Origin of the sequence: Kitasatospora sp. MAP5-34 (assembly GCF_029894335.1) — a bacterium.
Taxonomy (GTDB): domain Bacteria; phylum Actinomycetota; class Actinomycetes; order Streptomycetales; family Streptomycetaceae; genus Kitasatospora.
The window spans coordinates 90,666-104,902 of record NZ_JARXZC010000027.1 but is presented as its reverse complement, the minus strand read 5'-3'; the positions used below and the strand labels follow the sequence as shown (position 1 = coordinate 104,902).

At 72.4% G+C, this 14,237-nt stretch carries 13 protein-coding genes and 1 pseudogene; 1 reads left to right on the top strand and 13 read right to left on the bottom strand.

Translation table 11 applies throughout. The features are described from left to right. From P3T29_RS21820 to P3T29_RS21805, 4 genes and pseudogenes are all read right to left on the bottom strand, one after another. Positions 1 to 200: pseudogene (locus P3T29_RS21820) on the bottom strand (hypothetical protein); the annotation flags it as partial. 16 nt (positions 201 to 216) lie between these two features. Next, positions 217 to 846, bottom strand: coding sequence for a nicotinate-nucleotide adenylyltransferase (gene nadD, locus P3T29_RS21815; RefSeq protein WP_280718243.1), 630 nt, complete (start codon positions 844 to 846; stop codon positions 217 to 219). Positions 847 to 930: 84 nt separating this feature from the next. After that, positions 931 to 1,077 carry a hypothetical protein gene (locus P3T29_RS21810; RefSeq protein WP_280718242.1) on the bottom strand — a complete coding sequence of 49 codons (147 nt, stop codon included), beginning with the start codon at positions 1,075 to 1,077 and terminating at the stop codon, positions 931 to 933. A 144-nt stretch (positions 1,078 to 1,221) separates the two neighbouring features. Then, entirely contained in the window at positions 1,222 to 1,368 is a 147-nt protein-coding gene (locus P3T29_RS21805) for a hypothetical protein (RefSeq protein WP_280718241.1), read from the bottom strand. 206 nt (positions 1,369 to 1,574) lie between these two features. Here P3T29_RS21805 and P3T29_RS21800 point away from each other — a divergent pair, with 206 nt between their 5' ends. Further along, positions 1,575 to 2,624 (top strand): M48 family metallopeptidase, encoded by a 1,050-nt coding sequence (locus tag P3T29_RS21800; protein ID WP_280718240.1) that lies wholly within the window; start codon positions 1,575 to 1,577, stop codon positions 2,622 to 2,624. Positions 2,625 to 2,652: 28 nt separating this feature from the next. Here the strand turns inward: P3T29_RS21800 and P3T29_RS21795 are convergent, their stop codons facing one another. From P3T29_RS21795 to P3T29_RS21755, 9 genes are all read right to left on the bottom strand, one after another. After that, positions 2,653 to 3,720: a hypothetical protein gene (locus tag P3T29_RS21795; protein WP_280718239.1), complete on the bottom strand. Its 1,068-nt coding sequence runs from the start codon at positions 3,718 to 3,720 to the stop codon at positions 2,653 to 2,655. A 295-nt stretch (positions 3,721 to 4,015) separates the two neighbouring features. Further along, positions 4,016 to 4,600, bottom strand: coding sequence for a hypothetical protein (locus tag P3T29_RS21790; protein ID WP_280718238.1), 585 nt, complete (start codon positions 4,598 to 4,600; stop codon positions 4,016 to 4,018). Positions 4,601 to 4,675: 75 nt separating this feature from the next. Beyond that, entirely contained in the window at positions 4,676 to 5,983 is a 1,308-nt protein-coding gene (locus P3T29_RS21785) for a glutamate-5-semialdehyde dehydrogenase (RefSeq protein WP_280718237.1), read from the bottom strand. A 100-nt stretch (positions 5,984 to 6,083) separates the two neighbouring features. Continuing rightward, on the bottom strand, positions 6,084 to 6,578 hold the full coding sequence (locus tag P3T29_RS21780; protein ID WP_280718236.1) for a hypothetical protein: 495 nt from the start codon (positions 6,576 to 6,578) through the stop codon (positions 6,084 to 6,086). A gap of 86 nt (positions 6,579 to 6,664) precedes the next feature. Beyond that, complete coding sequence (gene proB, locus P3T29_RS21775; RefSeq protein WP_280718234.1) at positions 6,665 to 7,801, bottom strand: glutamate 5-kinase; 1,137 nt, start codon at positions 7,799 to 7,801, stop codon at positions 6,665 to 6,667. Between the two features lie 199 nt (positions 7,802 to 8,000). Further along, entirely contained in the window at positions 8,001 to 9,473 is a 1,473-nt protein-coding gene (gene obgE / locus P3T29_RS21770) for a GTPase ObgE (RefSeq protein WP_280718233.1), read from the bottom strand. Between the two features lie 152 nt (positions 9,474 to 9,625). Next, entirely contained in the window at positions 9,626 to 9,883 is a 258-nt protein-coding gene (rpmA, locus tag P3T29_RS21765) for a 50S ribosomal protein L27 (protein ID WP_280718232.1), read from the bottom strand. A gap of 16 nt (positions 9,884 to 9,899) precedes the next feature. Further along, a complete protein-coding gene (gene rplU / locus P3T29_RS21760) occupies positions 9,900 to 10,214 on the bottom strand; it encodes a 50S ribosomal protein L21 (RefSeq protein WP_280718231.1) in 315 nt (104 codons plus the stop codon). A 223-nt stretch (positions 10,215 to 10,437) separates the two neighbouring features. Next, positions 10,438 to 13,989, bottom strand: a complete 3,552-nt coding sequence (locus P3T29_RS21755) for an Rne/Rng family ribonuclease (RefSeq protein ID WP_280718230.1) — start codon at positions 13,987 to 13,989, stop codon at positions 10,438 to 10,440. Positions 13,990 to 14,237 lie beyond the last annotated feature (248 nt).

Below are 14,237 nucleotides of genomic sequence, written 5' to 3'. Positions count from 1 at the left end.
TCGTAGACCGGCTGCTGGTACGGGTCCTGGTACTGGCCCTGCGGCTGCCCATGGGGGTCCCCCCAGCCGGAGGCTGGGGGATGGTCGTACTGCTGCGCGTACTGCTGCTGCTCGTAGCCGGGCTGCTGCGGCTGGTACGGGTACTGCTGCGGGCGGTAGCCCTCGCCGTCCGGTCCGCTGTGGTCTGCCGTTCCGGTCACGCCGTCCCTCCCGGGATCAGGGCTGGGCCGGCGCGTAGAGCGCCCGCTTGTGGATGTAACGGACCACGCCGTCCGGGACGAGGTACCAGACGGGCTCGCCCTTGGCGACACGCATCCGGCAGTCCGTGGAGGAGATGGCCAGTGCGGGTACCTCTATCAGCGAGACCCCGCCCGCCGGAAGGCCCGCGTCCGAGAGGACGTGCCCGGGGCGGGTGCAACCGATGAAGTGGGCGAGCGAGAAGAGTTCCTCGGAGTCGCGCCAGGTGAGGATCTGGGAGAGGGCGTCCGCGCCGGTGATGAAGAACAGGTCGGCGTCCGGGTGGAGGGCGTGCAGGTCGCGCAGCGTGTCCACGGTGTAGGTCTGGCCCTGACGGTCGATGTCGATCCGGCTCACCGAGAACTGCGGGTTCTCGGCGGTGGCGATGACCGTCATCAGGTAGCGGTCCTCGGCGGGGGTGACCTCCAGGTGGCTCTTCTGCCACGGCTGCCCGGTCGGCACGAAGATCACCTCATCGAGGTGGAACGCGCTCGCCACCTCGCTCGCGGCAACCAGGTGCCCGTGATGGATCGGGTCGAACGTGCCGCCCATCACGCCGAGGCGCTTCTTCTTCACCGGTGCGCCGGGGGTCTCGGCCTGCTGTCCCATGCCGCGATACCTTACGCGACGTCCATTACGGCAGGGAAAGGCAGGCCGAGCGCTCCTGGCCGGGCCGGTCGGCCCGGGTGCGGCTCAGCGGTCGCGGTTGAAGCGCGTGGTCACGTAGAGCAGCAGCAGCAGGATGAAGAGCGCGGAGCCGCCGGTCAGGAACGGGTTCAGGCTCTCGTGGTTGCCGCCCTCGGCGATCGAGGACAGGGCGGGCAGGACGTGATGGCTCATGGTCGGCGGGACCTTCTCGGCTCGGGTGAGGGACCAGGACGCGGGCCGTGAGGCTCGCGGGCTCATCGTACGGGTGAGGCCACCGCAACCGCGCGGCGGCCCACCGCGTCTGACCCGGCGTAGAGAACCCGGGAGCGGGCGCCGTCAGTTGTCGCGGCCGGCCCGGACCAGGATCCAGCCGAGCAGGCAGACGCCGACGATCGACGAGATCACGATGATTCGCAGGAACAGACCGGGACCAGGACCGCTGGAGATCGGCGCAGCCAGGTTGACAAGGGTGTGGGTGGACATCGGTGGGACTCCTCGGTCTGGCGCTGTCTGTCCGGTGGAGCCAGCGTAGACCGGGGCGTACCGGACACCGGACAGCACCCCCGGGCGTACGGTGTCCGGCGGGGACGAGTACGCACGGACAGTCGTTGTAGCGATGTCGTTGTAGCGATACAGCACCGGGGGCCGGCCTGAGCCGGAGCCGCCGTCGACCAGGAGGCACTCAGACCATGACCGACACGACGAAGAAGAACAGCCCGAGCCGTCGCCGCCAGCAGTTCCCCGGGATCTCCACCCGGGCCTGGGAACACCCCGCCGACCGCTCCGCGCTGGTCGCCCTGCGCAAGCTGTCGGGCTTCGACGAGATCCTGCGCAAGCTGGCCGGGCTGGTCTCCGAGCGCAGCGTGCGGCTGATGTTCCTGGCCACGGCGGTGCGGACCTCGGAGCGGCAGTTCCCGGAGCTGCACGCGATGGTCCGCGACGCGGCGTACGTACTCGACCTGAAGAAGGTCCCCGAGCTCTACGTGACGCAGGACCCGACGGTCAACGCGATGTGCATCGGCATGGACACCCCGATCATCGTGGTGACCAGCGGTCTGGTCGACCTGCTCGACGAGGAGGAGCTGCGGGCGGTGATCGGCCACGAGGTCGGCCACGCGATGTCCGGGCACGCGGTGTACCGGACGATGCTGCTGATCCTCACCAACATCGCGGGCCGGATCGCCTGGATCCCGCTCGGGAGCCTGGCCATCACCGCCGTGATCACCGCGCTCAAGGAGTGGTTCCGCAAGGCCGAACTCTCCTGCGACCGCGCCGGGCTGCTGGCCGGCCAGGACCTGCAGGCGTCGATGCGCGGGCTGATGAAGCTCGCGGGCGGTCACAACCTGGCCGAGATGAACGTGGACGCCTTCCTGGAGCAGGCCGAGGAGTACGACAAGGCCGGTGACCTGCGTGACGGCGTACTGAAGCTGCTCCAGGTGCTGCCGCAGACCCACCCCTTCGCGGTGGTCCGGGTGGCCAAGCTGAAGAAGTGGGCGGAGAGCGAGGAGTACCGCTCGATCCTGGCCGGGGCCTACCCGCGTCGCGCCGACGACCCCGACACCTCGGTCGGTGAGCAGTGGAAGGCCGCCGCCGACTCGTACTCGAAGTCCGTCAAGGAGAGCAAGGACCCGCTGATGGGCCTGCTCCGCGATGTCGCGGGCGGTGTCGGCAACGTGGGCGGCAAGCTCCGCGACACCTTCGCGGGCAGCGGCCGCACCCCGGGCGACGACAACAGCTGACCGCCGGCCTGCCTACCCGGTGATCGAGTTACCCGGTGATCGAGCCGAGCGTGCCGCAGAGTTGCCAGGCCGGGCGGGAGTGGTCGCCGGGGCTGACGGCGGGCGCCGGTGAGGCCGGCGGCACCGGGGCGGGGGCGGCGAGGACCGGCTGGAGGTAGTCCGCCTGCCGGCTGCCACAGGCCGTCGGGCCCGCCTGCACGACGGAGTCGACCAGGCGGGCCCGACCGGCGCCGAGATCGGTGCGGTCGAATTCGAAGCGCAGTTCCCGGCGGACGGAGAACAGGTCGACCGGGGCGGAGCCGTCCGTCCCGGCGGGCCGTAGCGCGTAGACGAAGGTGTGGTCGGTGGTGATCTCCAGCGTGCCGCTGTCCGCCTCGGTGACCTGCATGGACCCGGCGACCTTGACGTTGCCGGCCGCGAGCGCGACCTGACCGGGGTCGAAGCGCACCAGCCAGCCGGTGGCGGCGTGGTGCTGGTCGTCGCGCGGGTCGGCGATGCTCTGGTCGTACTGCGCCTGCTCACCGGGAGTGATCAGGGTGCGCACCACGCTCGTCTCGCCCTGCACCAGCTCGGCCGGGGTGAGCGCGGAGGCCACCAGGAACTGCTGGGCGGTGTTCAGGGCCTTCGCCACCTCAGGCTTGGTGAAGTGGGCCGTCGCCGAGGCCGCCGGAACGCCCAGACCGGCGGCACCGTCGGCGTAGCCGGCGGGCAGCCGGGCGAAGGGGTTCTTGGTGTCCGGGACGGCGGTGACGGGCGAACTCGGGGCGAGGGCGACCAGGCTGACGGTCAGTTGGTTCCCGGTGGGCTGGGCGCTCAGCCGGCGCGGTGAACTCACCCCGAAGTACACGGCGGCCGCGAACGCCATCGCGACGAGCAGCAGCAGTACCACGGCCTGCCGGGGCAGCGTACCGAGCGGCCCGAAGAAGATCCGGGGGCGGACAGCCCTGGTGTACTGGCCGCCGAGCCGCTCGCGGGCCGACAGTTCCTGGATCCGGGCCGCACGGACGAACGACTCGTCGAAGACGACGGCCCCGTACTCGTCGTCGTTTCCGGCACCGTCGGGCGTCCCCTCCGGAGGCTCACGCGGGTCACCCATACCACCAGAGTAAGGCGGGGGTACGGCCGCTACGAGAGTCCCGGCACAACTTCCGCAGACCGGCGGCCCGTCGCGTCCCACTAGGCCCTGTCTGACAATTCCCGTCGGATCAGCGCGCGGCGTTGGGCGCCCGCCTGGGCGTGCCGGCGGATCGGCCTCGTACTCGGTCGTACGTGGCTGATCCGCCGGTGCGTCCAGGCGGGATGGCTGGGGGTACCTCCCGGCCGAAGGCTGGGGGCGCGCCGTGCGCCCGGCGGGAATTGTCAGACAGGGCCTAGGCCCTCACGTCACTCCGTCACCCGGGCAGCAGCACCATCGGAGAGGCCGACGGGCTCACCTGGGCGCCGGTGCTGCTGGCTCCGGTCTCCGGCCTGCGCGGCGACTCGGTGGCTCCGCCGCCGACGCCCCGGTAGATCGCCGCGACGGCCACCGCGACCAGGCTGACGCCCATCACCACGGCCAGCACCAGGGCGACCGGCCGGTGCCAGCGCTGGTGCGCGACCCGGCGGCCGCTCCCCCGCCGGACGGCCTCGTACCGGGCCGCACGCCCCCAGCGGGAGCGCCGCCAGGCCCGGCCGGGGCGGTGCCCGCCGGACCACGGGTCGGAGTACAGGCGGTCGTCGTCGAAGCCGCTTGGGTGCGGGCGCAGCTCCAGCGGCAGCCCGTCCGCCCCGGACACGTCGTAGCTCCGGGCGAGCGCGGAGGTGTCCGGCTCGAATCTGGCCTCGGCGGCGGCGAGCTGTCGCTCGCCGGCGCTCGGCTCGTGCACGGCCGCAGACCGGACGAAAGCCTCGTCGAAAACCACGGTGGCGAACTCGTCGTCCGCATCACCGTGGTCGGCGCCGTCGGAGTACGGCAAGCCCCCCACATCCTCAGCCACGGGATTCAGCGTATTACCGGGCGGGCGTTTTGTCTGTGGCTCCCACCATTTGCCGGTCGCTCCGTGACCGACCGGTCAGGAGCCGACGGTCTGCGTCGCCTCGTCCCGGACGTGGCCGTCGCCGGTGACGATGTACTTGCTGGAGGTCAGCTCCGGCAGGCCCATCGGGCCACGGGCGTGCAGCTTCTGGGTCGAGATGCCGATCTCGGCGCCGAAGCCGAACTCACCCCCGTCGGTGAACCGGGTGGACGCGTTGACGGCCACGGTGGCGGCATCGACCAACTGGGTGAACCGGCGGGCGGCGGCCTGCGAGGTGGTCACGATCGCCTCGGTGTGCCCGGAGGACCAGCGGCGGATGTGCGCGACGGCCGCGTCCAGCGACGGGACCACGGCGGCCGCGAGGTCGTACGAGAGGTACTCCGTCTCCCAGTCCTGCTCGGTGGCGGGGACGACGGTGGCGCCGGTGCCCTCGGCGGCCTTCAGGACGGCCTCGTCGCCGTGCACGGTGACCCCGGCCCCGGCCAGCGCGGCCAGCGCGAGCGGCAGGAACTCCTCGGCGACGTCCTGGTGGACGAGCAGGGTCTCGGCGGAGTTGCAGACGCTGACCCGCTGGGCCTTGGAGTTGAGCAGGATGCCGACGGCCATCGCCAGGTCGGTGTGGGCGTCCACGTAGACGTGGCAGTTGCCGGTGCCGGTTTCGATCACCGGGACGGTCGAACCTTCGACGACCGTACGGATCAGCGAGGCCCCACCGCGCGGGATCAGCACGTCGACCAGGCCGCGGGCGCGCATCAGCTCCTGCACCGAGTCGCGGCTCTCACCGGGGACGAGCTGGATCACGTCGGCGGGCAAGCACGCCCCGGCCACCGCGTCCCGCAGCACGGCGATCAGCGCGGTGTTGGAGCGGTACGCGGAGGCCGAGCCGCGCAGCAGTACGGCGTTCCCGGACTTCAGGCAGAGCGCGGCGGCGTCGACGGTGACGTTGGGGCGCGCCTCGTAGATGATGCCGACCACGCCGAGCGGCACCCGGACCTGGCGTACGTCCAGCCCGTTGGGCAGCGTGTAGCCGCGCAGCACCTCGCCGACCGGGTCGGGCAGGCCCGCCACGTCCCGGACGTCGGAGGCGATCGCCGCGACCCGCTCCTCGGTGAGGGTGAGCCGGTCGATCACCGACTCGGCGGTGCCGGCCGCGCGGGCCCGCTCCACGTCCTCGGCGTTGGCGGCCGTGATCTCCGCGCTCCGGGCGACCAGCGCGTCGGCGATCGCCAGCAGCGCCGCGTCCTTCACCCTGCGCGGCAGTGGGGCGAGCTCGGCGGCCGCCTCACGGGCACGGCGCGCGACGGCGAGGACGGGGCTCTCGGTGGTGGCCTGGTTGCTGGTCATGCCGGAAAGGGTAGCGACTTCGCCGCTCACCCACGGCTCGCATGTCACCCGGTGAGATCGCGGTGGCCGCTGGGGGCGCGCGCCCCTGGCCGTGGTCGACTCAGTACGGCTCCACGCCACCCAGCCTCGGCGGTGGATCACTGAAGCCCTCGGCGACCCGCTTGTGGTACGTCGGGCGGTCCACCACCTCGAGGCCGACGATCTCCCACGGCGGTAAGTTCGCCGTCACCTTGTGCTCGCCCCAGAGCCGCAGGGCTATCGCCGCCGCGTCGTGCAGGTCGCGGGCCTGCTCCCAGTAGCGGATCTCGGCATGGTCGGCGGCATAACGGGCCGTCAGGAAGAACGAGTGGTCGTGCGCCAGACGCTCCAACCCGGCGCGCAGCTCGGCCAGCGGCGTGACCTTCCCCGCGACGCTGAGCACCACGTGCCAGAGCCGGGCCTGGTCCGCCTCCACGCCCGCCGTGGCGTGGTTCAACTCCCTTACCGCGTCCGGCTGCCCCTCTACCGGGCCGCCCTCGTCACGCCCGCCCGCGATGCTGGTAAGCCTCCGCTGGGGCGGCTGCCCGGGCAGCGCTCCCTGGCGCCTGCGTCCCACCGGCTGCCTCCTGTTCGGCGACGTCGTGTCCGGGGTCGGCCGCAGCTCGGCCCCACCCCCGAGGGCGGACCCCTCGGGGCCGCGCGTCAGCCCCGCAGGACGACCAGGTCGTCGCGGTGGATGACCTCGCGCTCGTACGCGGCACCGAACTCCTGGGCCAGGTCTCGGGTGGACCGGCCGAGCAGACGGGGCAACTCCCTCGCATCAAAGTTGACCAGTCCACGGGCCACGATGTGGCCGTTTTCGCCAAGAAGGTCCACCGGATCGCCTGCGGCGAAGTCCCCGTCGACCCGGGTGACCCCGGCGGGCAGCAGCGACTTCCGGCCCGAGACCACCGCCTCGACCGCTCCCGGGTCCAGCTGGAGGGCGCCCCGGGGGCTGCTGGCGTGCTCCAGCCAGAGCAGCCGGTCGGCGGACCGGCTGCCGGTCCGCAGGAAGAGCGTGCCGGTCGGCCGGCCCGCCAGCGCGTCGGCGGCCTGGCTGGCGGCGGTGAGCACCACCGGGATGCCCGCGCCGGTGGCGATCCGGGCCGCCTCGACCTTGGTGACCATGCCGCCGGTGCCGACGCCCGCCTTGCCCGTGCTGCCGATCTCGAGGCCCTCGAGGTCGTGCGCGCCGCGCACCTCGGCGATCCGGCTGGTGCCGGGCTTGCTCGGATCGCCGTCGTAGAGGCCGTCCACGTCGGAGAGCAGGATCAGCAGGTCCGCCCGGACCAGGTGCGCCACCAGCGCCGCCAGCCGGTCGTTGTCGCCGAACCTGATCTCAGCGGTGGCGACGGTGTCGTTCTCGTTGACGATCGGCATCGCGCCCATCGCCAGCAGCTGGTCGAGGGTGCGGTAGGCGTTGCGGTAGTGGGCCCGGCGGCTGGCGTCCTCGGCCGTCAGCAGCACCTGGCCGACCCGTACGCCGTACCGGGCGAAGGAGGCCGTGTAACGGGCCACCAGCAGGCCCTGGCCGACGCTCGCGGCCGCCTGCTGGCGGGCGAGGTCCGGCGGGCGCTTCTCCAGGCCGAGCGGCGCCAGCCCGGCGGCGATCGCACCGGACGAGACCAGCACGATCTCCGGGGCGTCCGGCCTGGTCCGGGCCTTGGCGAGGGCGTCCACCAGCGCGTCCACCCGGTCCGCGTCCAGCCCGCCGGCGGCGGTGGTGAGCGAGGAGGAACCGACCTTGACGACGATCCGCCGTGCGATCAGGACCTCCTGACGCAGTGTCCGATCGGTCATCAGTGTCCTCCGCTGGTGCCAGGGGCGGGCCCGCCGGACCGTAATGTACGCGATCCGACCAGGTCACGTGCGGGGCGCTCGGCGACTGGACGCCCGCGCAACCGGAACCACCGAGGGGCGCGAGGCCCTGCTCGACGCGGTTCGTCGAGCAGGGCCTCGCGCCCCCGTTGTGGCTGATCAGATGCCTACCGGTGGACTCTTAGTCCTCTTCGTCGATCTCGACGGCCTGGCGGCCGCTCGACATGGCCTCGAACGCGAGGTACTCGGTCTCGGCCGCGTCGCGCCCCTTCTCCTTGTCCCGGCGGCGGTCGACGGCCGGGCGGTGGGTCTCCAGGCGGTGGTCCTCGCCACGGCGGCCGAGCATCTCGGCACCGGCGGCCATCGTCGGCTCCCAGTCGAAGACGACCGCGTTCTCCTCCGCACCGATGATGACGGTGTCGCCCTCCTTCGCCCCGATCTTCCAGAGCGTGTCCTCGACACCGAGCCGGTTGAGCCGGTCGGCGAGGTAGCCGACGGCCTCGTCGTTGGAGAAGTCGGTCTGGCGGACCCAGCGCTCGGGCTTGAGGCCGCGCACGCGGAACGCGCCGTCCTCCTCGGTGACGGTGAAGCCGGCGTCGTCGACGGCCGTGGGCCGCAGGACGATCCGGGTCGCCTCCTCGATCGGCTTGGCGGCGCGGGCCTCGGCGACGATCTGCGCCATCGCGTAGTTCAGCTCGCGCAGACCGGAACGGGAGGCCGCAGAGACCTCGAAGACCCGGTAGCCGGCCTCCTCCAGGGAGGCGCGGGTGATGTCGGCCAGGTCCTGGCCGTCCGGCACGTCCACCTTGTTGAGGGCGACGATCCGCGGACGGTCGTCCAGGCCGCCGTACTGCGACAGCTCGTCCTCGATGGTCTCGAGGTCGGTGAGCGGGTCACGGCCCGGCTCCAGGGTCGCGCAGTCCAGCACGTGGACGAGGACGGTGCAGCGCTCGACGTGGCGCAGGAACTCCAGGCCGAGGCCCTTGCCCTGGCTGGCGCCCGGGATCAGGCCGGGGACGTCGGCGATGGTGTAGATGGTGTCGCCGGCGGTGACCACGCCGAGGTTGGGGATCAGGGTGGTGAAGGGGTAGTCCGCGATCTTCGGCTTGGCGGCCGAAAGGACCGAGATCAGCGAGGACTTGCCCGCGCTCGGGTAACCGACCAGCGCGACGTCGGCGACGGACTTGAGCTCCATCACGATGTCGCGGGCCTCGCCCGGCTCGCCGAGCAGCGCGAAGCCGGGGGCCTTGCGGCGGGACGACGCGAGCGCCGAGTTGCCCAGGCCGCCACGGCCGCCGGCGGCGGCGATGAAGCTGGTGCCGTGGCCGACCAGGTCGGCCAGCACGTTGCCCTGCCGGTCCATGACGACGGTGCCGTCCGGCACGGGCAGGATCAGGTCGCCGCCGGTGGAGCCGGTACGGTGACCGCCCGCGCCCGGCTTGCCGTTGGTGGCCTTGCGCTTGGGCGAGTGGTGGTACTCGAGCAGGGTGGTCACCTGGGCGTCGACGAGGAGGATGACGCTGCCACCCTCACCACCGTTGCCGCCGTCGGGACCGCCGAGCGGCTTGAACTTCTCCCGGTGCACGGAGGCGCAGCCATGGCCCCCGTTACCCGCGGCGACGTGCAGCTCGACGCGGTCCACGAAGGTGGTCATTGGATGTGCCTCCAGAGCGAAGAAATGGGGTCAGGGCTGACAAACCGCCCCGGGGTAAAGCAGGAAGGGCGGACCGGCCCCCCGAATAGAACAGGGGTTCCGGCCCACCCTCCCAGAATCTCGCCGTTGCCGCTGATGCGGCGTCAGGAAGATCAGGCCTCGACGGCCACGATGTTGACGACCCGACGGCCACGGTGCGTGCCGAACTGGACCGCGCCGGCCTTCAGCGCGAACAGGGTGTCGTCGCCGCCACGGCCGACATCAGCACCCGGGTGGAAGTGGGTGCCACGCTGGCGGACGAGAATCTCGCCGGCGCTGACGACCTGGCCGCCGAAGCGCTTCACGCCGAGGCGCTGGGCGTTCGAGTCACGGCCGTTGCGGGTAGAGCTTGCGCCCTTCTTGTGTGCCATCTCGCTATCCCCTTACTTACTTCGCGGAGTCGATGCTGGTGATGCGGACGGCGGTGTGACGCTGGCGGTGGCCCTGGCGACGACGGTAGCCGGTCTTGTTCTTGTAACGAAGGATGACGATCTTCTCACCCTTGGTGTGGTCGACGACCTCGGCGTGAACCTTCACACCGGCGAGGACCCACGGGTCGGAGGTGACGGCTTCGCCGTCGACGACCAGGATGGTCGAGAGCTCCACCGAGTCACCCGGCTTGACGTCAACACGGTCGATCTCCAGCACGTCGCCAACGGCGACCTTGTGCTGGCGGCCGCCGGCGCGAACGATCGCGTACATGCGGTACCTGCTTTCCTTGCTCGGTCGGAACTCTCGATGCCAGCCGCTGGGTACGGACACAGCGGCCTCCCCCAGCCTCGGCCGTGAGGCCTGAACCAGGAGGTGATGTGCTCGGGAGCATGGCGTAGACACGCCAGAGGTCAAGAATACGGAACAGCCGCCTCGGGGGCAAACCGGCCCGTACGTACCCGGGGCGGGCGGCTGCCCGCCCCGGGTGATGGGCTTACTCAGCCGCCGAATCACCCTCGGCGGCCGCGGCCTTCTTGGCCGCCGCGCTCGTCCGCTTGGTGGCGGGCTTGCGGGCGGTGGTCTTCTTGGCCGCTGCCGTGGTCTTGGCGGCGGTAGCGGCGGTCTTCTTGGCGGCGGCCTTGCGCGGAGCCCGCTTCTTCGGCGCGGGCGCCTCGGCCTCCGGCTCGGTCTCGACCACGGGCTCGGCAGCGTTGCGCTCGCCGGCGGCCGCCAGGGCCGCCGCGACGGCAGCCTCGGCACGGGCCTGCAGCACCACGATCTCGGCCTCGCCGGGCGAACCGGCGGGGGCGGTCGCCTTGCGCACCGCGCGGCGGCGGACCCGGCCACCGGCGGCCGGTGCGGCCACCGTCTCGACCGGCGCGGGCTGCGCCCCGGGCGCGGCCTCGGCGACCGGAGCCGCCTCCGGCTCGGCCACTGGTTCCGCAACCGGCTCGGGCTCGGTGATGACGATCTGGAGCTGCTCGCCGTTCGAGATGATCTCGAACTCCTCGTGCTCCTCGTGTTCGTCGTGCTCCTCGTGCTCGTCCAGCTCATCGACCGGCTGGGCGGCCTGCGGCTCCTCGCCACCGGCACCACCCTTGCCCCGGCGACGGCGCTTGCCGCCCGAGATCTGCTCGCCCGAGGTGCCCACCGAGCCACCCCCGCCACCGGGGGCGGTCGGCTGCTCCATGTGCACGATCACGCCACGGCCGTTGCAGTGCACGCAGCTCTCGGAGAAGGACTCCAGCAGGCCCTGGCCGACCCGCTTACGGGTCATCTGCACCAGGCCCAACGAGGTGACCTCGGCCACCTGGTGCTTGGTCCGGTCCCGGCCCAGGCACTCCAGCAGACGGCGCAGCACCAGATCCCGGTTGGACTCCAGCACCATGTCGATGAAGTCGATCACGATGATGCCGCCGAGGTCGCGCAGCCGCAGCTGGCGCACGATCTCCTCGGCCGCCTCGATGTTGTTCCGGGTGACGGTCTCCTCGAGGTTGCCGCCCTGGCCGACGAACTTGCCGGTGTTGACGTCGACCACGACCATCGCCTCGGTCCGGTCGATGACCAGCGAACCGCCGCTCGGCAGCCAGACCTTGCGGTCCAGCGCCTTCATCAGCTGCTCGTCGATGCGGTACGTGGCGAACACGTCCACGTCGGAGGTCCAGCGCTGCAGGCGCTCGGCCAGGTCGGGGGCCACGCCGCCGACGTACTCGTGGATGGTGTTCCACGCCTCGGTGCCGGAGACGATGACCTTGGTGAAGTCCTCGTTGAAGATGTCGCGGACGACCCGGACGGTCATGTCCGGCTCGCCGTAGAGCAGCGCCGGGGCGTTGCCGGTGGTGGCCTTCTTCTGGATCTCTTCCCACTGCTGCTGCAGGCGCTGCACGTCACGCGTCAGCTCGTCCTCGCTCGCGCCCTCGGCGGCGGTGCGCACGATGACGCCCGCGTCCTCGGGGACGATCTTCTTGAGGATCTGCTTCAGGCGGGCGCGCTCGTTCTCGGGCAGCTTGCGGCTGATGCCGGTCATCGAGCCCTCGGGCACGTAGACCAGGTAGCGGCCGGGCAGCGAGATCTGGCTGGTCAGGCGGGCGCCCTTGTGGCCGATCGGGTCCTTGGAGACCTGGACCAGCACGGACTGGCCGGACTTCAGCACCGACTCGATCCGGCGCGGGCCGCCGTGGCCGCCCAGCGCACCGAAGTTGACCTCACCGGCGTAGAGCACCGCGTTGCGGCCCTTGCCGATGTCGACGAAGGCGGCCTCCATCGACGGCAGCACGTTCTGGACCTTGCCCAGGTAGACGTTGCCGACGTACGAGGTGGCCTGCTCCTTGTTGACGTAGTGCTCGACGAGCACGCCGTCCTCCAGGACGCCGATCTGGGTGCGCTCGCCGTTCTGGCGGACGACCATCACGCGCTCGACCGACTCACGGCGGGCCAGGAACTCGGCCTCGGTGATGATCGGCACCCGGCGGCGACCCAGCTCACGGCCCTCGCGGCGGCGCTGCTTCTTCGCCTCCAGACGGGTCGAGCCCTTGATGGACTGCACCTCGTCCGGGTCGAAGGACGGCTCGGTGGAGCGGCGGCGCGGCTCGCGGACCTTGACGACCGTACGGACGCCGTCCTCGGTGGTCTCGGCGGCCACCTCGACGCCACCGGCCTCACCGCTGCGACGACGGCGACGGCGACGGCGGCGCGACGACGCCAGGCCACCAGCCAGGTCGTCCTCGTCGTCCTCGTCTGCGGACTCCTCCACGGGCTCCTCGACGACCTGCTCGGCCTCGACAGGCGCCTCGGCCTCGAACTCCTCGGCCTCACCGCGACGGCGGCGACGGCCACCCCGGCGACGGCGGCGCGAAGGACGGTCGTCCTCCCAGTCGCCCTCGGCCTCGGGGCCGGTGGTGACGGCGGCGGTGGGCTCCTCGGCGGCCACCGGCTCGGCGACCGGAGGGGCGGTGACCGGCGGCGCCACCGGCGCGACGACGGCGGCGGGCTGGGCGGCCTGCGGGGAGACCGGCTGTGCTGCGGCGGTCTGCGGGGCGGTGGCCCGGCGCGAGCGCTTGGCCGGCTCCTTCGCGGCAGCGGCCTCGGCGCGGTTCTGCGGCTGCACCCGGACCGGCTGACGGCCGGTGCGACGGCGACGGCCGACGCCGCTGTACTCGAACTCGTCCTCGGGCGCGGCCTCGGCGACCGGCGCGACGGCCGGGGCAGCCTTGGCGGCGGGAGCCGTCCGGGCGGTGGACGGCGCCTGCACGGCCGGGGCGGCCTGCGGAGCGGCGGCGGCCGGGGCGGCGGGTGCCGTGAACGGCGCCGGCTCCTGGAAGACCGGGGCCTGGAAGATAGCGGTGGACGGACGGACCGCACGGCGGCGGGCGCGGGGCGCCGGAGCGTCCTCAGCGACCGGTGCGGCGGCGACCGGCGGCGCGGGGGCGACCTCGGGCTGCGGCGCCTCGACGGCGGCCTCGGGCTCCTCCTCCGGGGTCTCCTCGACCACGACGGGGGCGGGCTCGACCACGCGGCGCGAGCGGCGGGTCCGGCGAGCGGGCGCCTCCTCCGCGACGGGGGCGACGGGCTCGGCCGGAGCGGCCGGAGCCTCGGCGGCGGGGGCCTCGGCGGGCTCCGGCGCACCCGCCGGGGACTCGGCGCGCTTACGGGTACGGCGGGCCCGGACCGGCTTCTCGGCGGCCGGCTCGGCCGGCGCCTCGACAGGCTCCACGGGAGCGGCGGGGGTCACGGGGGCCGTCACGACGACCTCGGTGGCCTCCGGCGTACCGGCCGGGGACTCGGCGCGCTTACGGGTACGGCGAGCGCGGACCGGCTTCTCGGCGGCCGGCTCGGCCGGCGCCTCGACAGCGGTCGCGGGGGTCTTCTTCTCGGTGGGCTGGGCCTCGGCCGGCACCACGGTCTCCGCTGCCTCGGCGGCAGCGCCCTGCGGCGTACCGGCCGGGCGGGAGACCGCCCGGCGACGACGGCGCGGCGGTGCGGCTCCGTCGGTATCGGTGGTGGCGGTCCCTGCCGCAGCCTGCTGCGGTTCGGTGTTCTCGAGCATGCGGGTGGATCTCCCGTCAGGCCCCCGGGCTCCGCATCCGGGCACGGCGCGGCACCTGTGTTCCGGTCGGACGCGAGAATTCGCGGGCCGACTTCCACGGTGTCGCCGTGCGGACGCGAGGCCGCACAGGGGCTCGTAGTCTCGCTCGGCGCCCCGCACGGTGCGGGGTGTCGAAAGTCTTCTGGTGCTGAACCAGTTCTTCTAAGTTTTCAAAGCCGGGCCGACCCCGAACCGGATGGCTGCCGGAG